The 20,120-nt window shown below is 69.6% G+C and carries 17 protein-coding genes and 3 pseudogenes; 3 read left to right on the top strand and 17 right to left on the bottom strand.

Annotation, left to right across the window (positions count from 1 at the left end; genetic code table 11):
* The 3 genes and pseudogenes from BMG07_RS33365 to BMG07_RS33355 form a co-directional block, all read right to left on the bottom strand.
* Window positions 1-360, bottom strand: a pseudogene (locus BMG07_RS33365) (RNA recognition motif domain-containing protein); the annotation flags it as partial.
* Window positions 361-540: 180 nt separating this feature from the next.
* Window positions 541-777 (bottom strand): DUF3820 family protein, encoded by a 237-nt coding sequence (locus tag BMG07_RS33360; RefSeq protein ID WP_198088093.1) that lies wholly within the window; start codon window positions 775-777, stop codon window positions 541-543.
* A 22-nt stretch (window positions 778-799) separates the two neighbouring features.
* Window positions 800-1,177, bottom strand: a complete 378-nt coding sequence (locus BMG07_RS33355) for a translation initiation factor Sui1 (RefSeq protein ID WP_198088092.1) — start codon at window positions 1,175-1,177, stop codon at window positions 800-802.
* A 51-nt stretch (window positions 1,178-1,228) separates the two neighbouring features.
* On the opposite strand from BMG07_RS33355, the pseudogene BMG07_RS33350 reads away from it, so the two are divergent.
* Window positions 1,229-2,514 (top strand): annotated as a pseudogene (locus BMG07_RS33350) (DEAD/DEAH box helicase).
* Here the strand turns inward: BMG07_RS33350 and BMG07_RS33345 are convergent.
* From BMG07_RS33345 to BMG07_RS33330, 4 genes are all read right to left on the bottom strand, one after another.
* Window positions 2,417-4,018 carry a tetratricopeptide repeat protein gene (locus tag BMG07_RS33345; RefSeq protein WP_198088091.1) on the bottom strand — a complete coding sequence of 534 codons (1,602 nt, stop codon included), beginning with the start codon at window positions 4,016-4,018 and terminating at the stop codon, window positions 2,417-2,419. The pseudogene BMG07_RS33350 and the gene BMG07_RS33345 overlap by 98 nt on opposite strands.
* A 127-nt stretch (window positions 4,019-4,145) precedes the next feature.
* Complete coding sequence (locus BMG07_RS33340) at window positions 4,146-5,555, bottom strand: dipeptidase (RefSeq protein WP_198088090.1); 1,410 nt, start codon at window positions 5,553-5,555, stop codon at window positions 4,146-4,148.
* A 25-nt stretch (window positions 5,556-5,580) separates the two neighbouring features.
* Window positions 5,581-7,260, bottom strand: coding sequence for a carboxylesterase/lipase family protein (locus BMG07_RS33335; protein ID WP_198088089.1), 1,680 nt, complete (start codon window positions 7,258-7,260; stop codon window positions 5,581-5,583).
* Window positions 7,261-7,306: 46 nt separating this feature from the next.
* Window positions 7,307-8,302 carry a tripartite tricarboxylate transporter substrate binding protein gene (locus BMG07_RS33330; protein WP_198088088.1) on the bottom strand — a complete coding sequence of 332 codons (996 nt, stop codon included), beginning with the start codon at window positions 8,300-8,302 and terminating at the stop codon, window positions 7,307-7,309.
* 129 nt (window positions 8,303-8,431) lie between these two features.
* On the opposite strand from BMG07_RS33330, the gene BMG07_RS44430 reads away from it, so the two are divergent.
* Both BMG07_RS44430 and BMG07_RS33325 read left to right on the top strand, forming a co-directional pair.
* Entirely contained in the window at window positions 8,432-8,761 is a 330-nt protein-coding gene (locus BMG07_RS44430) for a LysR family transcriptional regulator (RefSeq protein WP_307867184.1), read from the top strand.
* A complete protein-coding gene (locus tag BMG07_RS33325) occupies window positions 8,647-9,360 on the top strand; it encodes a LysR family transcriptional regulator substrate-binding protein (RefSeq protein ID WP_307867183.1) in 714 nt (237 codons plus the stop codon). Before BMG07_RS44430 ends, BMG07_RS33325 begins: the two co-directional genes overlap by 115 nt.
* On the opposite strand, the gene BMG07_RS33320 is transcribed toward BMG07_RS33325, so the two are convergent.
* The 10 genes and pseudogenes from BMG07_RS33320 to BMG07_RS43280 form a co-directional block, all read right to left on the bottom strand.
* A complete protein-coding gene (locus tag BMG07_RS33320; protein WP_198088087.1) occupies window positions 9,345-9,647 on the bottom strand; it encodes a Dabb family protein in 303 nt (100 codons plus the stop codon). The two genes, BMG07_RS33325 and BMG07_RS33320, sit on opposite strands and share 16 nt — an antisense overlap.
* 206 nt (window positions 9,648-9,853) lie before the next feature.
* Entirely contained in the window at window positions 9,854-10,612 is a 759-nt protein-coding gene (locus BMG07_RS33315) for a slipin family protein (RefSeq protein WP_198088086.1), read from the bottom strand.
* A gap of 72 nt (window positions 10,613-10,684) precedes the next feature.
* Complete coding sequence (locus BMG07_RS33310) at window positions 10,685-11,848, bottom strand: acyl-CoA dehydrogenase family protein (RefSeq protein WP_198088085.1); 1,164 nt, start codon at window positions 11,846-11,848, stop codon at window positions 10,685-10,687.
* Between the two features lie 13 nt (window positions 11,849-11,861).
* A complete protein-coding gene (locus BMG07_RS33305) occupies window positions 11,862-13,022 on the bottom strand; it encodes an acyl-CoA dehydrogenase family protein (RefSeq protein ID WP_198088084.1) in 1,161 nt (386 codons plus the stop codon).
* Between the two features lie 23 nt (window positions 13,023-13,045).
* Window positions 13,046-13,960 carry an SDR family oxidoreductase gene (locus BMG07_RS33300; protein WP_198088083.1) on the bottom strand — a complete coding sequence of 305 codons (915 nt, stop codon included), beginning with the start codon at window positions 13,958-13,960 and terminating at the stop codon, window positions 13,046-13,048.
* A 43-nt stretch (window positions 13,961-14,003) separates the two neighbouring features.
* On the bottom strand, window positions 14,004-15,962 hold the full coding sequence (locus tag BMG07_RS33295) for an acetyl-CoA carboxylase biotin carboxylase subunit (protein WP_198088082.1): 1,959 nt from the start codon (window positions 15,960-15,962) through the stop codon (window positions 14,004-14,006).
* Window positions 15,959-17,569, bottom strand: a complete 1,611-nt coding sequence (locus BMG07_RS33290) for an acyl-CoA carboxylase subunit beta (protein ID WP_198088081.1) — start codon at window positions 17,567-17,569, stop codon at window positions 15,959-15,961. The genes BMG07_RS33295 and BMG07_RS33290 overlap by 4 nt, the downstream gene beginning before the upstream one ends.
* Window positions 17,570-17,646: 77 nt before the next feature.
* Window positions 17,647-18,426, bottom strand: a complete 780-nt coding sequence (locus BMG07_RS33285) for an MHYT domain-containing protein (RefSeq protein WP_198088080.1) — start codon at window positions 18,424-18,426, stop codon at window positions 17,647-17,649.
* Between the two features lie 131 nt (window positions 18,427-18,557).
* Window positions 18,558-19,298 carry a hypothetical protein gene (locus BMG07_RS43285; RefSeq protein ID WP_269759637.1) on the bottom strand — a complete coding sequence of 247 codons (741 nt, stop codon included), beginning with the start codon at window positions 19,296-19,298 and terminating at the stop codon, window positions 18,558-18,560.
* A pseudogene (locus BMG07_RS43280) lies at window positions 19,295-20,120 on the bottom strand (hypothetical protein); the annotation flags it as partial. The pseudogene BMG07_RS43280 and the gene BMG07_RS43285, both read right to left, overlap by 4 nt.

The raw sequence follows: 20,120 nt of genomic DNA, 5'->3' as shown, positions 1-20,120 counted from the left end.
CACCGCTGCGGCCACCGCCGCCGCCGCCGTAACCGCCGCCACCACCACCGCCGTAGCCGCCGCCACCACCGCCGCCGTAGCCGCCACCACCGCCGGTGCGGGGGGGACGAGCTTCCATCGGACGGCTTCGTTCACCGTCAGGGCGCGGCCCTGCAGCGAGTGGCCGTTCATGGCTTCGATGGCTGCGAGTGCTTCGGCATCCGAACCCATTTCGACAAAGCCGAAGCCCTTCGAACGGCCGGTGTCACGTTCCATCATGACCTTGGCGCTGACGATGGCGCCGAACTCGCCGAAAGCTTGTTCCAGGTCGTTATCACGCACGGAGTAGGCGAGGTTGCCTACGTAGAGTTTCTTGCCCATTGAGGGACTCCTAATTCAAACCAACAAGACAAAGCGATGGAGTCCCAGAATCACAACAAACAAAATGCGCTGTGGCGCGAAACTGACCGATCACCGAATTACGTGCACGGGAGACAAAGCTCGCAGACACGTAGGCCGGATTATCCAGCTGAATCGTAAAAAGCGTGGGGAAATCGTGTGTTATTGAGAAACAGCTCGGCCCGACGGGCGGTTTCGCAACGGTTTCAGCAGATCCGAGAGCCCGTTGTGGTCTATTTCATGCATCAAGGCGAGCAGCCGGCCAATTTCTCCCGAGGGAAAACCCTCGCGTGCAAACCACGTCAGGTAATTTCCGGGCAAATCGGCAATCAGCGTGCCCTTGTGTTTGCCAAAAGGCATTTGGAGCGTCACGAGCCGCTGCAGGTCTTCGGGGTTCATCGGCTTTTTCCTGTGCCTCGGGCTAGCCGCCCGCGCGCTTGACCGTGTGGCCCAGCCTGGTGAGCGCCGCGATCACCAGCTCGCGGTGGTCGCCCTGGATTTCGATCACGCCGTCTTTCACCGTGCCGCCCGAGCCGCAGGCCGTTTTCAGCTGCTTGCCCAGCGCCGTGAGGCCGGCGTCGTCGAGCGCGACGCCCTTGACCACCGTAACGCCCTTGCCTTTGCGGCCCTTGGTCTCGTGCGATACACGCACAATGCCGTCAGTGGCCCGCACGCGCGCCTTGTCGAGTTCCTTGCAGCGGCACTGCGCCATGGGCGCGCCGCAACCGGGGCACACGCGGCCGCCGGCCTCGGTGGAATACACCAGGGTGCTGGCCTGATTGCTTTTTGTCGTCGCCATTCGATCCATCTCTTCTCTCTGTTTACCGGGTTTCTCGCTCTGTCTGCTCACATGCCATTCGATTCACTGGGCCTGGCCCCCGCGCTCGTGCACGCCGCCGCCGAAAGCGGCTATGCCGCACCGACCGCCATCCAGGCCGCGGCCATCCCCGCGATTCTGCAAGGTCGCGACGTGCGGGGCTCGGCGCAGACCGGTTCCGGCAAGACCGCCGCATTTTCCCTGCCGCTGCTGCAGCGCCTGAGCGCCGCGCCGCCCGCGCAGGGCTCGCGCCGCGTGCGCGCGCTGGTGCTGGTGCCCACGCGCGAGCTCGCGGCCCAGGTCGGCGAAACCCTGCGCAGCCTTGCGCAGCACCTGCCCGAACGCCTGAAGATCGTCATTGCCTTCGGCGGCGTGTCGATCAACCCGCAGATGATGGGCCTGCGCGGCGGCGCCGACATCGTGGTTGCCACGCCCGGCCGCCTGCTCGACCTGGCCGACCACAACGCGCTCAAGCTCGACGCCGTGGCCACGCTCGTGCTCGACGAGGCCGACCGCCTGTTCGACCTGGCTTTGCCGAAGAGCTGGGCCGCATCCTCGGGCTGCTGCCGAAGCAGCGCCAGAACCTGCTGTTCTCGGCCACCTTCCCGCCCGCCATCCAGGCGCTGGCCGACGCCACGCTGCGCGACCCCGAGGTGATCGACGTGCAGGGCGAGCCCGGCACCGAACCGCGCATCGTGCAGCGCGTGATCGAGGTCGACGCCGCCCGCCGCACGCAGCTGCTGCGCCACCTGCTCAAGCAGCACGAAGGCGAGTGGGACCGCGTGCTGGTCTTCGTCGCCACGCAGCATGCCGCGCAGATCGTGGCCGAGAAGCTCTACAAGAACGGCGTGTACGCCGTGCCCTTCCACGGCGACATCGCCCAGGGCACGCGCACCAACATCCTGTCGGATTTCAAGGACAGCCGCTGGGACGTGGTGATCGCCACCGACCTGGCGGCGCGCGGCATCGACATCGCGCAACTGCCGGTGGTCATCAACTACGACCTGCCGCGCTCGCCGACCGACTACATCCACCGCATCGGCAGAACCGGCCGCGCGGGTGAGAGCGGCCTGGCGATCAGCTTCGTGAGCGCGGCGACCGAGGCGCACTTTCGCCTGATCGAGAAGCGCCAGGGCCTGAGCCTGCCGCGCGAGCAGGTCGAGGGCTTCGAGCCGACCGAAACGGCGCCGCCCGTTGTCGACGCGTCGGGCACCGGGGGCATCAAGGGGAAGCGGCCGAGCAAGAAGGACAAGCTGCGCGCCGCCGCCGCCAAGGCCGCCGCAACGTCGGCGCCCGACAAGGCCGACAAGCCCGACTGAGGCGCCGCGCGCGGCCTGCCTGGCTAGAACCGGTCTTCCGGCGCCGCCGCCGTCGCGGCCTCGGCGGCCCGCCAGTCCCAGTCGCCGGGCAGCCGCGTGTCCATGCGCCATCCGGCGACCATGCGCTTGCCGCGCGCCAGCGCATCGGCCGACAGCCGCGGCTGGATGGTGTCGCGCCGCTGCGTGGCCAGCGGTTCGCCCGCGCGGCCGGCCAGCGTGTAGAGCGCCCAGCCTTCGGCAGCCCGTCGGGTTGTTCTTCCAGCATGCTGCCCAGCAGGAGCATGCCCTGCGGCTGGCCGCGGCTCGCGCCCTCGCGCAGCCAGTTCATGGCGGCCTCGGGGTCGCGCTTCGCGTCGCGCCCGAACAGGTACATCTGGCCCAGCACCGTCTGCGACACCTCGTCGCCGCCCCGGGCGGAGGCGGTGCGCCACTGGAGCGCGCGCTGCGCATCCTGTTCCACGCCGATGCCCTGCGCATAGATGTCGGCGAGCTGGCGCTGGGCATAAGGGTCTCCCAGCGCCGCCGCGCGCCGGTACAGCGCATGGGCCTCGACGGGATCGGGCGCGGTGTCCTGGCCCGTCGAGAGCACGTCCGCCAGGTTGTTCAGCGCCGTCACGTCGTCGAGTTCGGCCGCCTTGCGCAGCCAGCGCACAGCTTCCGCCGGGGCCTTCGGCGCGCCGTAGCCCCGCCCGTGGTACACGCCCATCCAGGCCATGGCCGGCGCGTCGTTGCGGGCGGTGGCCTGGCGCAGCCATTCCATGCCCTCTGTCGGATCGACCGGCGCGCCTTCCCGCGGTTGAAGCACCAGCGCGGCGATCGTGCGCTGGGCCTGCAGCACGCCCTGGGCCGCCGCCTTGCGCAACCACGACAGGGACAGCGCGGGGTCGGGCCGGGCGGACAGGCCGTGGCACGGCTGGTCGCCCGCGTAGAGCATGCCGAGCAGAAACTGCGCATGCGGCTCGCCGGCGGCCGCCGCGCGCTGCAGCCAGTCGAGCACGTCCGCGGTGCGTTCGGCGGACGGCTGCGGCTCCCTTGGATCGAGGGGCGCCGCGTGCTCGCAGTAGGCAACGGCCAGCCGCGTCAGGTCGTCGGTGCCCAGCGTGTCGAAACGCCCTTCGAGGGCGGCCCGCCGCAGCGGCGCCAGCCGTGCCTGCTCGTCCGGGCGCAGCGCATAGGCCCCGGGCTCGAGGCTGACCTTGCCCTTGGCACGCATCAGGATCAGCGCGTCGCGGGCATCGATCCTGCCGGCGCGCGCCGCGCGCGACAGCAGCCTGTAGGCCAGGTCGTCGTCCTTGTGCGCGCCGTCGTCGCGGGCGTGGATGTCGCCGAGGTAGAAGGCCGCGTCGGGGTCGCCGAGCGCGGCCAGCGGCTGCAGTTGCGCGACGGCCGTGTCGAAGTCCCGCGCCCGGTAGGCGCGAACGCCGGCATCGAGATCGGCCGCGAAGGCGGTGAACGATGCGGCGCCCAGAAGCAGGGCGCAGGCACGGGCGACGAAAGATGTCATGGGCAAGGAAAGCGTGAAAGGACTGCGGGCCGGGCCGACGTCATGCGGGCGCTGGTCACGCCGTCTTTCACATCCCCGCCCCCTTGCGGATTCTGCCGGACGGGGGCTGTCGCTTGCCCCGGCCTGTTCACTCCAACGCGCCGGCGTGGAACGCGGCCGGCGAATACTTCGCCAGCTCCGCGAGCAACAAAGTCCACGCCCGCGTGCCTTCCCTGATCGACTGCAGCCGGAAGAACTCGTTCGGCGCGTGCACGTCTTCGTCGGGCAGGTTGAAGCCGAACATCAGCGTGTCGATGCCCAATGTCTCCTTGAAGATCGACGTCACCGGCACGCTCGCGCCCAGCCGCACGTGAATGGGCCGCGCGCCGGTTTCGCGCTCGAGCACCGCTTCGGCCGCGCGCACCAGCGGGTGCGCGGGCGCCAGCGTCGAGGCGGGTGAGCCGTCGGTGATGGCGATCACGTCGAGCGTGCACTCGGCCGGGCAGTGCTGGCGCAGATGGCGCAGCACCGCGCGGATGACGGCGCCCGGGTCCTGCCCCGCGACCACGCGCGTCGTGAGCTTGGCCTGCGCCTCGCACGGCACGATGGTCTTGCCGCCGCCGCCGGTGTAGCCGCCCCACAGGCCGTTGACGTCGAGCGCCGGCCGCAGCGTGACGCGCTCGCGCGCGGTGTAGCCGGCCTCGCCGTGCGCGCTGCCGCCCACGTCCGAGAAGAACGCGGCCTCGTCGTACGGGAACGCGGCGGTGTCGGCGCGCTCGCGTTCGGTGGGCGCCGCCGCGCCGTCATGAAAGCCTTGCACCGCCACGCCGCCGTGCGCGTCGTGCAGCGATGCGACCAGCCGCGCCATCTCGTGCAGCGCGTTGCGCACGCTGCCGCCGTAGCGACCCGAATGCAGGTCCTTGTGCGCGGTGCGCAGCCGCACTTCGAGCTGCGCGTTGCCGCGCGCGCCGGTGTTGAGCGTCGGCACGCTGGCGCTCGCGCGGCCGCCGTCGGCGGACAGCACCGCATCGGCCCGCAGCAGCGTGCGGTGGCGCGCGACGATGGTCCGCAGCGACGGGCTGCCCGTCTCTTCCTCGCCTTCGAGGAACACCTTGATGTTCACCGGGCAGCCGCCCCGCACCGACAGGAAAGCCGCGATGACTTCGAGCGCGATGGTGGTCGAGCCCTTCACGTCGGAGGTGCCGCGCCCGTAGAGCCGGCCGTCCACTTCCGTGGGCTCGAACGGCGGCGTGCGCCATTGCTCGATCGGGTCGGCGGGCTGCACGTCGTAGTGGCCGTAGACCATCAGCGTGGGGCGGCCGGGCGCGCCGTTCCATTCGCCGTACACGGCGGGCTCGCCGTCGCCGTCGAGCAGGCGCACGTTGGCCAGGCCGATCTGCTGCAACCGCTCGATGAGAAAGCGCCGCGCCTCGCGCATGTCCGGCGCAAAGGCCGGGTCGGCGCTCACGCTCTGGATGCGCAGGAAGTCCTTGAGCCACTCCACGATCTCGGGCTGGCGCGCGTCGAGGTGGTCGATGATTTGCTGTGATTCGTTCATGGGATGCAAGGGGTGGTTCCGTGGTTCAGTACATCGGCGGGAACACGCCGGGCCCCCACAGCGTGTCGCACTTGTGCGTGTGCTCGAAGGCGTTGTTCGACGTCTGGATGGCGGGGTAGGTGAAGGTGATCAGGCTGCGGTCGGCCGGGCCGTTGAAGCGCGGCCAGCGCGTGGACACGTTGCGGCCGTCGCCGTTCGGGTCGCCGTTCTTCGCGAAGTTGAGCAGGTAGGCCGTCACCTGCGCCGCCAGTGCCTTGCGTTGCGCCGTGGTCGCGGCATCGGGCGCCACCGCGTTGCCCGGATCGAAGTACGGGTAGGTCGGCAGCGCGTCGATCGTGCTGGTGAGGTAGTAGCTGTCCATGCCGTGCGCCGTGCCGTAGTAGAAGCCCGTGGGGCTCGCCGGGAACGACAGCTGCGGGTCGGTCAGCTCCCAGCCGTACACCGGCACCCACGTCGACAGCGCGTCGCGCCGCGCGCTGTTGCCGCAGGCGTACAGCGCATCGCCCAGGGCCCGCGCGAAGCCTTGCGCCGGCACCGCGTAGTTGCCCACCGGATAGGCCGCCTCGATGGCGGTGGTGTCGTAGCCGGCCGGTGCCAGCCCGCGCAGGTACAGCGGGTAGTTGGCGGCCGTGAGCTTGGTGTCGACGAACAGCGTGCCCTCGTCGTACACGCCGCCGATCATCACCGGCACCTGGTTGAAGTTGCCGCTCGCGAAGGCGCGCGCGGGCACCTGCGTGATGATCTGCGCGTCGACCGTGGGGCGCCACTTGAGCCCGCCCTGCGTCAGCAGCGCCGACACCGGCAGCGCGCGCAGGCAGGCCACCACGTCGGCCGCGCCGGCGCAGCCCAGGTTGGCCACGGCCGTGTCGCCGACCCCGAGCGAGCTGTCCATGCTCGGGTTCGAGTACTCCGCCGAGCCGCCGCTTTGCATCACCGCGCGCTGGAACAGGCCCTTGGCCTTGGGCGACTGCAGCAGCGAGAAGCTCTGCGTCGCGCCGGCCGACGTGCCCCACAGCGTGACGTTGCCCGCGTCGCCGCCGAAGGCCGCGATGTTCTTCTGCGTCCAGCCCAGCGCGGCCAGCTGGTCCATCAGCGCGAAGTTGCCGAGGCTGCCGTCCTTGTTGGCGGCGCGCAGCGCGTTGTTCGCCAGATAGCCCAGTGCCCCGAGCCGGTAGTTGAGGCTGACCACCACCACGCCCTGGCTCGCCAGCGGGCTCGGCCCCATCTCGCCCGAGCCCAGCGTGAACGCGCCGCCGTGGATGTAGAACACCACCGGCAACTTCGCGCCCGGCTGCGTGCCCGCGGGTTTCCACACGTTGATGTAGAGGCAGTCTTCCGCGATCGGCGAAGACACCGCGCCCGGCGCCTGCGGGCAGGCGTTGCCGAAGGCCTTGGCCTGCAGCGTCGTGGCGTGCGCGGCCGGCGGTTGCGGCGGTGCCCAGCGCAGCGCGCCCACGGGCGGCTGCGCATAGGGAATGCCCAGGAACGACACCATGCCCGCGCTCGCGGTGCCGGCGACCTTGCCTTCGGTCGTCACGGCGATGGTGGTGTCTTGCGCGGCTGGCGGCGCCGCCGGTGCCGGGCCCGCGACGGGCGGCAGCGCGATGCCGCCGAACCCCGGATCACCACCGCCGCCGCCGCAGGCGGAAAGCGACAGCGCGAGCGTCAGGGCCAAGGCCAGGGCGTGGGTATGTCTCGTCTTCATGGATGCACCTCTTCGAGTGGTTGGATTTGTCAGGGCGCGAAAGGACTCAGGGCGACTCGTAGCCGATGGTCTTGACCAGCTCGCGGTAGCGCGCGACTTCCGCCGCGTAGAACTTCTCTCCCGCCTCCAGGCTCATCGGCTCGAACACGGTCTTGGCCTGCGACTCGAGCTGCGCGCGCGCATGCGGGTTCTTCAGCGCCGCCGCGATGGCCGCGTTGAGCCGCTCGGCCACCGGCCGCGGCGTGCCCTTGCGCACCATGTACGAGGTCCAGATGCCGAAGTCGAACTCCTTCATGTCCTTGCTCTGCGCGCTGGTCTGCAGCGTGTCGAAGGGCGGCGGCAGGCGCTTGCCCGGCGAGAGCGAACCGATCACGCGCAGGCGTCCCTGCTTCACGTAGTCGGCATAGAAGGCCTGGTAGGGCATGAACGCGAAGTCGATCTGCCCGCCGATCAGGTCCTGGATGATCGGCGCGCCGCCCTTGTAGGGCACGTGCGTGGCGGGCGCGCCGGTGCGCTTGGTGAAGAGCTCGCCCAGCAGGTGGTACAGCGTGCCCGCGCCGGGCGTGCCGTAGCTCAGCGGCGCGTCCTTGCGTGAACGCGCCAGCGCCACGAACTCGTCGAGCGTGTGCACCGGCAGCGCGCTGTTGACCACCAGCACCAGCGGCGAGGTGGCCACCGGCGCGATCCACTGGAAGTCTTCCGGCTTGTAGCGCGTGCTCTTGTTGACCAGCCCCGACAAAATCAGCTCGTTGGGCGAGCCCTGGAACAGGTAATAGCCGTCGGCCGGTGCCGCCAGCACCTTGCCGGCCGCGATGGCGCCCGTGGCGCCGCCGATGTTCTCCACGATCACCTGCCCGCCGAGCTCCTTGCCCACCAGTTCGCTGAGCGCGCGCGCGGTGAAGTCGCTGGCCGCGCCGGCCGGGTAGGGAACCATCATCGTGACGACCTTCGACGGGTACGAGGAGGAGGGCGCCTGTGCCATCGCCGCCGTGCCGCAGCCTAGAAAAGCCAGCGCGCAGAGCCATTGACCGAACCGTTTCATGGGGAGTTTCCTTGGGTCCTAAGTAGTACGCGATGGATGCTAGGAATCGGGGTTTCATCTGTCCAATGCATTGTTTTTGTCATTACCATGAGTGCATCTCATGCATGTGACGACAACGCCCGCCCCGCCATGAACCTCCAGCAACTCGACCACCTGCTCGCGCTCGCCGAAACCGGCTCCTTCAGCCGCGCGTCCGAGAAAGTGCACCTGACGCAGCCCGCGCTGAGCCGCAGCATCCAGATGCTCGAGCAGGAGCTGGGCATGCCGCTGGTCGACCGCATCGGCAAGCGCAACGAGCTCACGCCCTTCGGCGCGATGGTGCTGCGCGCGCCAAGCGCATTTCGATGGAAACGCACGAGCTCAAGCGCGCCGCCGCGCTGCTGGCCGACGGGCAGGCCGGCTCGGTGCGGCTGGGGCTCGGCGCGGCGCCGGGGGCGCTGTTCTCGTCGCCGCTGCTGATCCACATGCTGCGCAACCACCCGAAGGTCGGGCTGCAGCTGCACGGCGGCGGGCCCGAGCTGCAACTGGCCGCACTGCGCGCGCGCAATCTCGACGCGCTGGTGCTCACCTACCGCGCGGTGTCACCGCGCGAAGACCTGCACATCGACGTGCTGCCCACCATGCGCTCGGGTTTCGTCTGCCGGCGCGGCCATCCGTTGCTCAAGCAGCGGCGCGGCAAGCCGTTGCGCTTCGACGAACTGGCGCGCTACCCGGTGGTCTCGACGATGGTGAGCGACGACGTGGCGCGCACCATGGTCGAGCGCTACGGCAGCGACGCCAGCCCGCAGCGCTGGCTGCATGTGTCGTCGGAAGACATCGGCGCGCTCATCGAGGCCGTGCGCAACACCGACGCGATCTTTCTGGGCGTGCTCGCAGCCACGCGCGCGCTGCAGGACAGCGGGGAGCTGGCCGAACTGAAGGTGAGCCCGACGGCGGGGCTCAACGCGCAGTTCGCCTTCGTCACGCTCGAAGGCCGCACCGAGGCGCCCGCGCTGCAGCTGGTGCGCCAGTTCTGCATGGACCTGGCGCAGGCCGGGGCCGATCAGTCGGGCGCGTAGTCGACCTGGTGGCGCGCAACGCGCAGGTCGCCCAGCTCCTCGCGGATGCGCAGGTGCGCCGGGTGCGTGGCGTAGCCGTCGAGCGAGGCCTGGCTGTCGAACTCGCTGTACAGCACCACGTCGCAGGCGTAGCCCACGTGGCTCGAGTCGACGCCCACTTCCAGGTGCAGCAGGCCCGGGATCTGCCCGCGCAGCGATTCGAACTTGTGCTTGAGCAGCTGCCTGGCCTGCATCTTTTCTTCGGCCGTATCGCCGCGCAGGTCCCACATCACGATGTGCTTGAACATGGGGGAAGAGGTGGCGTGCCCGCTCATGCGGCCGAACCGGGCTCGTCGAGAAGATGAAAAACGAAGATCACGCGGGCTCCTGCTTCATTCGATGTGGTGCGTGCGATCGATGGTACGCAGCCGGGGCGCGAAACGCCATGCGCGACGGGCCTCGCGCGTGAAGAACAGTTTTCCGCTGGCGTGCGCGGTGATGCGAATCGGGCGCGTCAGGCGTGCTTGTCGAACAGCCCCTTCACCAGGTCCATCGGCAGCGGGAACACGATGGTCGTGTTCTTGTCCGCGCCGATGACCGTGAGCGTTTCGAGGTAGCGCAGCTGGATCGCCTGCGGTTCCTGCGCCAGCACGCGCGCGGCCTGGAACAGCTTTTCGGACGCCTGCAGCTCGCCCTCGGCGTGGATCACCTTGGCGCGGCGCTCGCGCTCGGCCTCGGCCTGCCGCGCGATGGCGCGCACCATCGACTCAGTCAGGTCGATCTGCTTGATCTCCACGTTCGACACCTTGATGCCCCATGAATTGGTCTGCACGTCCAGCGACTCGCGCACGTCGAGGTTGAGTTTTTCGCGCTCGGCCAGCATGTCGTCGAGCTGGTGCTTGCCCAGCACCGAGCGCAAGGTGGTCTGCGCGAGCTGGCTGGTGGCGTTGAAGAAGTCCTTGACCTCGACGATGGCTTTCTCGGCATCGACGATGCGGAAGTAGACGACCGCGCTGACCTTCACCGACACGTTGTCGCGCGAGATCACGTCCTGCGTCGGCACTTCGAGCACCACGGTGCGCAGGTCGACCCGCACCACCTGCTGGATGGCGGGAATCACCAGCACGAAGCCGGGCCCCGCCACCTTCGAGAAGCGCCCGAGCGTGAACACGATGCCGCGCTCGTATTCCCGGAAGATCCAGATGGCCGAAAAGAGCAGCACCGCCAACAGAACCAGGATGACGGCGCCGATGCCGGAGGTGAGCGAGAGCATGATGGTCTCCTGCGACCCAGCGAGAGTGCTGGGTCGTTGGACACCCGGGCGAAAGAAAGATTCCGCGGCGGGTTACCAACCCATCTGCCGGGCGGCCAGCTCCTTCATGATTTCTTCGGCGCCGCCGCCGATCATCATCACCTTCACTTCGCGGTAGATGCGCTCGCTGACCGTGCCGCGCATGAAGCCCATGCCGCCCAGGATCTGCACCGCCTGGTCGGCGCAGAACTGCATGGTCTGCGTCGCGTGGTTCTTGAGCATGCAGATCTGCGCCACCCATTCGGGCGCGTTGAAGCGGCCGGCCGCCTCCAGCGCGTCGCCCTCGGCCGACACCGCCTCGATCCACGCCTCGGTGGAGGCGATGCGCATTCGCATGTCGACCAGCTTGTGGCGCACCGCCTGGTGCTCGATGAGCGCCGCGCCAAAAGCCTTGCGGTCGCGCGCCCAGGCCAGCGCCTCGTCGAAGCAGGCCTGCGAGAAGCCCAGCGCACCCGCCGCAAGGCCGATGCGCTCGCCGTTGAAGTTGCCCATGATCATGCGGAAACCCGCACCTTCGTCGCCCAGCAGGTAGCGCGCCGGCACGCGCACGTTGTCGAAGTGCAGCGTGGCGGTGTCGGAGCACAGCCAGCCCATCTTCGACAGCCGCGTGCGCGAAAGGCCCGGCGCATCGCCCGGCACCAGCAGCATCGAGATGCCGCCCGCCCCGCGCCCTTCGCCCGTGCGCACGGCCACGGTGATCCAGTCGGCGCGCATGCCCGAGGTGATGAAGGTCTTCTCTCCGTTCACCACGTAGTGCTCGCCCTCGCGCCGCGCGGTGGTGCGCAGCGCCGCCACGTCGGAGCCGCCGCCCGGTTCGGTGATGGCCAGCGCCGCGATCTTCTCTCCGCGCAGCACCGGCGGCACCACCTCCTGGCGCACCGCGTCGCTGGCGTGCAGCACCACGGGCGGCAGGCCGATGTTGTGCGAGAACAGGCTCGCGAGCACGCCGCCGCTCTTGCCGTGGCGCGCGAGCGCCACCCACGCCGGCAGCTTCATCGCATGCGAGGCGGGCGTGCCGCCCAGCGCCTCGGGGTAGCTCAGCCCGAGCAGCCCCAGCTCGGCGGCGCGCGTGTACAGCGCGCGCGGAAACTCGCCCGCGTCGTCCCACGCCTGCACGTTCGGCGCGATCTCGTTCTCGGCAAAGCGCCGCACCGTGTCGGCGAGCGCCGCGCGGTCGGCTTGCAGTTCGGCGTCCATGAACGGGCGCCTTTCAACCGCGCGGCGGCCGCTTGGCGATGCCCATGGTCTTGGCGAGGATGCCCAGCATCACTTCGTCGGCGCCGCCGCCGATGGAGCCCAGCCGCCCGTCGCGGTACAGGCGCGACACCCGGTTCTCCAGCGTGAAGCCCATGCCGCCCCAGAACTGCAGGCAGGTGTCGGCCACCTGCCGCGTGAGGCGCCCGGTCTTGAGCTTGGCCATCGACGCGAGTTCGAGCACGTCTTCGCCCTGCACATGCAGGTCGCAGGCGCGGTAGGCGAGTGCGCGCAACGCCTCCACCTCGGTCTTGAGCTCGGCCAGCTTGAACTGCACCCATTGCTGGTCGGCCAGCGTGCCGCCGAACATGTGGCGCTGTTGCGCCCATTCAATGGTCTGCGCGATGCAGTCTTCCATCGGTTCGAGCGAGCTGGCGGCGGCCCACAGCCGCTCTTCCTGGAACTGCTGCATCTGGTAGACGAAGCCCTGGCCTTCCTCGCCGATGCGGTAGCGCTGCGGCACGCGCACGTTGTCGAAGTAGATGAGCCCGGTGTCGCTCGAGTTCATGCCGATCTTGCGGATCTTCTTCGCCTTCTCGATGCCGGGGCTGTCCATCGGCACCATGATGAGCGACTTGTTGCGGTGCACCGGCCCGTCGCTGGTGTTGACCAGCATGCACATCCAGTCGGCCTGCAGGCTGTTGGTGATCCACATCTTCTGGCCGCTGATGAGGTAGTCGTCGCCGTCCTTGCGCGCGTGGCTCTTCAGGCCCGCCACGTCGCTGCCCGCGCCGGGCTCGCTCACGCCGATGCAGCCGACCATGTCGCCCGCGATGGAAGGGGCCAGGAACTCGCGGCGCAGCTCGTCGTTGCCGAAGCGCGCGAGCGCGGGCGTGCACATGTCGGTCTGCACGCCGATGGCCATCGGCACGCCGCCGCAGGCGATGTGGCCCAGCGCCTCGGCCATGGCCATCGCGTACGAATAGTCGAGCCCGCCGCCGCCGAAGGCCTCGGGCTTGTTCAGGCCCAGCAGGCCCAGGTTGCCGAGCTTCTTGAAGACCGCGTGCGCGGGAAAGATCTCGGCCTCTTCCCATTCGTCGACATGCGGGTTGATCTCTTCGTCGATGAAGCGGCGCAGGGTCTTCTGGATTTCGAGGTGTTCGTGGGTGTACTGCATGTCGCTTGTCTCCGGTCAGTCAGTCAGTCGTTCGTTGCCTTGTCCTGGAACACGCGCGGCGTCCGCGCGAGGTGAAAGCCCTCGAAGGGCCGCACCGCCGCGCGTTGCCGCGCCTGCGCATCCGGCAGCGCCATCGGCCAGCCCATGCGCACCTGCGGCCGTGCGCCGTCCACGCGCAGCACGCTGCCGCTGATGAAGCTGGCCGCCGGGCTCAGCAAGAAGGCGATGGCGCCCGAGGTCTCGGCCTCGTTGCCGAAGCGCCCGGCGGGCACGGTCTTGCGCATGGCGCGCAGCATGTCGCCGGCCTCGGGCGGGTAGTGGTCCATGCCGCTGGACGCGATGTAGCCCGGCGCCACTGCGTTCACGCGCACGCCGCTGGCCGCCCATTCGAGCGCGGCGGTCTCGGTGAAGCTCACCATGCCCGCGCGCGCCGCGCCGCTGTGGCCCATGTTGGGCATCGACCCCCACATGTCGGCCACGATGTTGACGATGGCGCCGCCGTGCTGTTGCATGCTCTGCACGAAGCACTCGCGCGCCACCAGGAAGCCGCCCGTGAGGTTGGTGTGGATCACCGCCTCCCAGCCCTTGGCCGAGATGGCCGCGAGCGGCGTGATGTACTGGCCGCCCGCGTTGTTGACGAGCCCGTCGACGCGGCCGTGCGTGGCGACGATGTCGGCCACGGCCGCGCGCACCGCGTCTTCCTGGCGGATGTCGAAGGCCTGCGTGCCGGCCTTGCCGCCGGCGGCCTCGATCTCGGCCTTCACGGCTTGCAGCTTTTCGGTGTTGCGGCCGACCAGCACGACCTGCGCGCCGAGCGATGCGAGCTCATGCGCGGTACAGCGGCCAATGCCCGAGCCGCCGCCCGTGACCACGATGACCTGCCCGGCGAAGAGACCGGGCGCGAAGACCGAGCGGTAGCTCGAAGAGGGGGCGTTCATTCGGAATGCTTTCGGAAAATTGACGAAGGGGCGCGAGGCCGCCTCATGCGTCGGCGATCTCGGCGACCACATGGCGCGCCGCCACTTGCGCGCCCACCGCCACGTGCAGCGCGGCGACGCGGCCGGCGCGCGGCGCGCAGTGCACGTGCTCCATCTTCATCGCCTCGAGCGTGACGAGCGGCTGGCCGGCGGCGACGGTGTCGCCCTCGGCCGCGAGCAGCGCGATGACGCGGCCGTTCATCGACGCGCGCAGCAGGCCGTCGCCGCCCGATGCGTCGGGGCGCGCGACGGCGCTGTGCGTGAGGTCGTCGAGCCGGAAGGCGCGGCCACGAAAATGGAAGGACACGGTGCGCGCATCTCGCACCACGAAGGCTTGCTCCGACAGGCCAGCGCAGGAGAAGCGCACGCTGCCGTCACCGGGTGGCGCGAGCAAAGCGAGCAATGCGAGCTGCACCGCCTCCGCGTTGTCGAGCGCAATGTCGAACCGGCTTGCGCCACGCGGCGTCACGCGCGCGGCATGCACGGTTCCATCGAGCGAAAAGCGCAGCGCGTTCGGCAAGGTGTGCGCAAGCGGCGAAGGCCAGCCGCGCTCGCCCAGTTGCAGCAGCAACGCGGCGAGCAACGCAGCGCGCGTATCAGTGGCCGCATCGGGCGCGAGCAGCGTGTCGAGGTGATCGGCGATGAACGCGGTCGTCGCGCCACCGCCGGCGAACACCTCGTGCGACAGCGCACGTTGCAGCAACGGCTGGTTGGTCGCAATGCCCAGCGCCACGGTGTCGCGCAGCCCGGCGATCAGCCGGTGCCGCGCATCGTCGCGCGTGCGGCCATGCGCCACGAGCTTGGCGATCATCGAGTCGTAGAAGGGCGGCACGGCCGCGCCGTCGCGCAGCGCGTGCTCGGTGCGCACCAGCGGCGAGGGCCGCCATGCGGCGAGCGTGCCGCTCTGCGGCATGAAGCCTTGCAGCGGGTCTTCGGCGCACAGGCGCACTTCGATCGCATGGCCGGCGATGCGCACGTCCTGCTGCGAAAGCGGCAAGGGCTCGCCCGCCGCCACGCGCAGTTGCAGCTCGACGAGGTCGAGGCCGGTCACCGCCTCGGTCACCGGGTGCTCCACCTGCAGGCGCGTGTTCATTTCCATGAACCAGTACTGGCCTTCGGCGTCGAGCAGAAACTCGAGCGTGCCCGCGCCTTCATACGCGATGGCCTTCGCGGCGGCCACGGCGGTGGCGCCCATGCGTTGCCGCAGCGCGTCGGACACGGCGGGCGAGGGCGCTTCCTCGATCACCTTCTGGTGTCGTCGCTGCACCGAGCAGTCGCGCTCACCCAGGTGAATCGCGTGGCCGTGCCGGTCGGCGAACACCTGGATCTCGATGTGGCGCGGCGCGGCGATGGCGCGCTCCAGGATCACCGTCGCATCGCCGAAGGCATGGAGCGCTTCGGACTGCGCGCTCTGCAGCGCGTCGGCAAACCCCGAGGCCGATGCGACGAGCCGCATGCCGCGCCCGCCGCCGCCGGCCGTGGCCTTGATCATCACGGGCCAGCCGATGCGTTCGGCCTCGGCCGCGAGCTTCGCAAGGCTCTGGTCTTCGCCCTGGTAGCCGGGAATGCACGGCACGCCCGCCGCCTGCATCAGGCGCTTGGCGCCGGCCTTGTCGCCCATCGCGCGAATGGCTTCGGGCGAGGGGCCGATGAACACCAGCCCCGCATCGCGGCAGGCCTGCGCGAACGCCGCGTTCTCGGCGAGAAAGCCGTAGCCCGGGTGCACCGCGTCGGCGCCGCTCGCACGCGCCGCTTCGATGACGGCGGCGATATTCAGGTAGCTCTGCGCCGGCAGCGACTCGCCGATCCACACCGCTTCGTCGGCCTGCCGCACGTGCTCGGCATCGGCATCCGCGCTCGAATACACGGCCACGGTGCGGTAGCCCATGGCGCGCGCGGTGCGCATCACGCGCACCGCGATCTCGCCGCGGTTCGCAACCAGGATCTTGTGGAAGCTGCTCATGGCCGTGCCACCGAGAACTGCATGGGTTGCGGCACGCGCGCATCGGCGTCGCGGCACACGCTGAGCACCTCGGCCAGCACCGCGCGCGTGTCGCGCGGGTCGATCACGCCATCGTCCAGCAGCAGCGCGCTGGTGGTGAACACGCTCATCTGCCGGTCGAAGCGCTCGACGATCTGCTGCTGCATCGCGTCGATCTTCGCGGTGTCGACCGCGCCCTTGCGCGCCATGCCGGCCTCCATCACGATGGCCATGGTCTTGGCGGCCTGCTCGCCGCCCATCACCGCGGTGCGCGCGTTGGGCCAGCTGAAGCAAAAGCGCGGCGCGAAGCCCCGCCCGCACATGCCGTAGTTGCCCGCGCCGTAGGAGGCGCCGCAGTGCAGCGTGATCTGCGGCACGGTGGCGTTGGTCACGGCCTGGATCATCTTGGCGCCGTGCTTGATGATGCCGGCCTCTTCGTGCGCGCGGCCCACCATGTAGCCGGTGATGTTCTGCAGGTAGACGATGGGCGTGCGCGACTGGCAGCAGGCCTGGATGAAGTGCGTGGCCTTGGTGGCGCCGTCGGAGTCGATCGGCCCGTTGTTGGTGATGATGCCCACCGCATGCCCTTCGAGCCGGATGTGGCCGCAGACCGTGGCGCTGCCGTAGTGCTCGCTGAATTCCAGGAACTCCGAGCCGTCGGCAATGCGCGCGATCACCTCGCGCATGTCCACCGGCCGGCGGCCGTCGCTGGGCATGATGCCCAGCAGGTCTTCGGCATCGTGGCGCGGCGGCGTGAACTTGCGCGGCGCCTCGTCGCGCGCCCAGTCGATGCCGCCCAGGATCGAGCGCGCGATGCGGATGGCGTCGCGGTCGTCCTCGGCCAGGTAGTCGCCCAGGCCCGAGATGTGGGTGTGCATCACGGCGCCGCCCAGCTCTTCTTCGGTGGCGATCTCGCCGGTGGCCGCCTTCAGCAGCGGCGGCCCCGCAAGAAAGGCCCGCGTGCGGTCGCGCACCATCACGATGTAGTCGGACAGGCCCGTCTGGTAGGCGCCGCCGGCGGTCGACGAGCCGTGCGTCACCGTCACCACCGGCAGCCCCGCGGCCGAGAGCCGCGCGAGGTTGCGAAAGATGTTGCCGCCGCGCACGAAGTCCTGCACGCGGTACTGCATGAGGTTGGCGCCCGCGCTCTCGACCAGCTGCACGTAGGGCAGCTTGTTCTCCAGAGCGATCTCCTGCACGCGCAGCTGCTTGTCCAGGCCCATGGGCTGCAGCGCGCCGGCGTCGATGCCCGAGTCCGATGCGTTGACCATGCAGCGCACGCCCGACACCTGGCCGATGCCCGACAGCAGCCCGCCGCCGGGCACGCTCTTCGAGAGGTCGGGGTTGTCGTGGCCCAGCCCCGCGAGCGTGGCCAGGGGAAGAAAGGGCGCGCCGGTGTCCAGCAGCAGCGCCAGGCGTTCGCGCGGCAGCAGCTGGCCGCGCTTGGCGAAGCGCTCGGCCGAGGCGCTGGAGGCGGCCACGGCGCGGGCCTCGTGCGCGCGCACCTGGTCCAGCAGCGCGAGCATGCCGGTGCGGTTGGCCTGGAAGGTGTCGCTGGCCGTGTGCAGCCGGGATTCGATGGCGGGCATGAAAAAAGTCTGTGCGGATCGCGTGTTGTCGTTCCACACAGACTGTAGGAGGCGGGCTGCGCGCCCGCTTGCGCCAATTAGCTGGTGTGGGGACGCCGCACGCCCGCGGCCGGCGCCGTGTCCAGGCTGCTGCCCGTGACCACCCAGTAGATGAAGATCAGCACCGCGCCGGCCGTGCCGAACACCGTGAGGCCCATGTAGCTGCCGGCGATGGCCAGCGCGTCGGCGGGCGCGGCGGCGGTGCAGACCATGCTGGCCGCGCTCATGCCCACGTAGTGCATGGTGCAGACCGCCACGCCCATCACCGCGGCGGCCGCGACCTGGTGCGTGAACTTGCGCAGGTTGAACGCCAGCCACAGCGCGGCGCCGGCGGCGGTGACGGCAATGAGCGCCGACAGCCCGACCGTGGCGATGTCGAAGTTCATCGACGCGCGCATGTTCATCGCGTACATGCCCATGTAGTGCATCACGCACACGCCGAGCCCGGCCAGCAGGCTGCCGGCCAGCCAGCCCGAGCGGCTGAACTTGCGCCGGCCGCCGGCCATGTAGAGCGCCACGCCCGAGATCAGGATGGCCGCCACCAGCGACACCACCGTGATCGGCATGTTGTACGAAATGGGCACCGGCAGCCGGTACGCCAGCATGCCGATGAAGTGCATCGACCAGATGCCGATGCCGCCCAGCGCCACCGCGGCGCAGGCCACGACGGCGAGGTTGGGCTTGCCGTCGGCCCCGACCATGCGCCGCGCGCAGATCAGTGCCACCAGCGAGCCGGCAAAGGAAATGAGGAAGGACAGCGCCACCATGCCGGGGGTGTATTCGGGCGCGAGCAATTGGCCTACGACGAGCGGAGTCATGCAGTTCCCTTTCAAGAAGAACGCCTCGCAGACCCCCGACAACCGGATGCGATCGGGACGCCATCGGACGTCTCGATCAGTTTGTAATGTTTGTTTTAAAAAGTAAACAGGGAAATTACACTTTCTGTTACCTACCTTGCAGCACGAATTCGATAGATCGCATTGTTGCGGTCGGCCGCCATGTAAATGGTGCCGTCGCTGCCCACGGCGACGCCCGTCACCACGTAGGGCGGCGGCAGCCCGGGGCCGGGTGCCAGGCCGATCGGCAGGTTGTCGGCCACGGTGCGGCGGCTGCCGTTGGCCGGGTCGATCTCGACCAGCCGGCGCGCCGCGCTCTCGGCCACGATGAAGCTGCCCCACGGGGTCTGCGCCACGCCTTCGGGCAGCGCCAGGCCATCGGCCACGGTGCGCAGCGGCGCGCTGGCGTCCAGCGGAATGCGCACCAGCTTGCCGGCCGCCTCGGTCACGTAGAGCGCGCCGTCGTGGCCCAGCACCATTTGCACGGGGCCGTTCAGGCCGCTAGCAAGCACCAACTTTTCAGAAAACCTGGGGCCGCTGGCGCGGGTGATGCTGCCGGTGGCGATCTCGGCGTAGATCACGCTGCCGTCGGGCATGGGGATGGCGTCGAACGGCGCCTTCAGGCCGTGGATCACCTCCACCGTCTTGAGCGTCTGGCGGTCGACCAGTTGCACCGAGCCCGTGAACCAGGAGGTCAGCGCGAACAAGCTGGGCGACAGGCCGACCGCGAACGGGTAGTCGAGCTCGGGCTCGCGCTGCATGCGGAACACGTCATGCACCTCGCCGGTTCGCACGTCGACCCGGCGAAAGCCGAACACGTCGGCCACCCAGAGGTCGTGGCCGTCGATCTTCATGCCGGCCGCACCGCCACCTTGCCGCCGGTGAGCGCGTGCAGCTCGCCGGTGGCGGGGTTGAAGGCCTGGATTTCGTTGTTGGCCATGTTCGAGACGTAGATCGTCCCGTCCGGCGCGATGGCCAGGTTGTCGAGCGAGGGCTTGAGCTGCCTGGCCACCGTCTTGCGGCCGGTGGCCAGGTCCACCCGCACCAGCTCGCCGCTGCGCGCATCGACCACCCAGAGGTTGCCCTTGCCGTCGAGGTTGGCGGCCGCCGGGATCTGGAAGCCCTCGGCGATCACGGTCATGCCGCCGTTCGCCGGATCGATCTTCACGACCTGGCCCTTGAACCACAGCGGTCCGTAGAGCATGCCGTCGGGCCCGACCTCGAAGCCGTTGAAGCCGCCCATGTCCTTCTTGATGAGCCGGGGCGGCTTCTGGCCCGCGCGGTCGATTTCCCACAGCGCGTCGCCCAGGAACACCTGCGAGGCGTAGAGCTTGCCGTTGCGGCGGTCGAAGTCGAGCGAGTTCAGGCCCGGCAGGCCCTTGGCCAGCACGCGCAGCGGCGCGCCGTCGTGCTCGCGGTAGCGCAGCTTGCCCATGAGGTAGTTGGTCCAGGCCAGTTCGCCGTTCGGGCCCACGGCGATGTCGTCGGCCTGGCCTTCGGGCGCGTCGATCAGCACCTTGGCCGCGCCCGTGGTGCGGTCGACCTCCCACAGCGTGTTGCCCAGCACCGAGCCCGCGAGCAGCCGGCCCTTGGCATCGATGGCCAGCCCGTGCACGCCCGCGAAGGGCGAGGGCGCGACCAGCGCCTCGGGCGCGGCCCAGGCGGCGGGGCGCGTG

The organism is Variovorax sp. E3 (genome assembly GCF_016082275.1).
Classification (GTDB): domain Bacteria; phylum Pseudomonadota; class Gammaproteobacteria; order Burkholderiales; family Burkholderiaceae_C; genus Variovorax.
The sequence above is the reverse complement of the archived record's forward strand: the minus strand, read 5'-3'. Positions and strand labels throughout refer to the sequence as shown.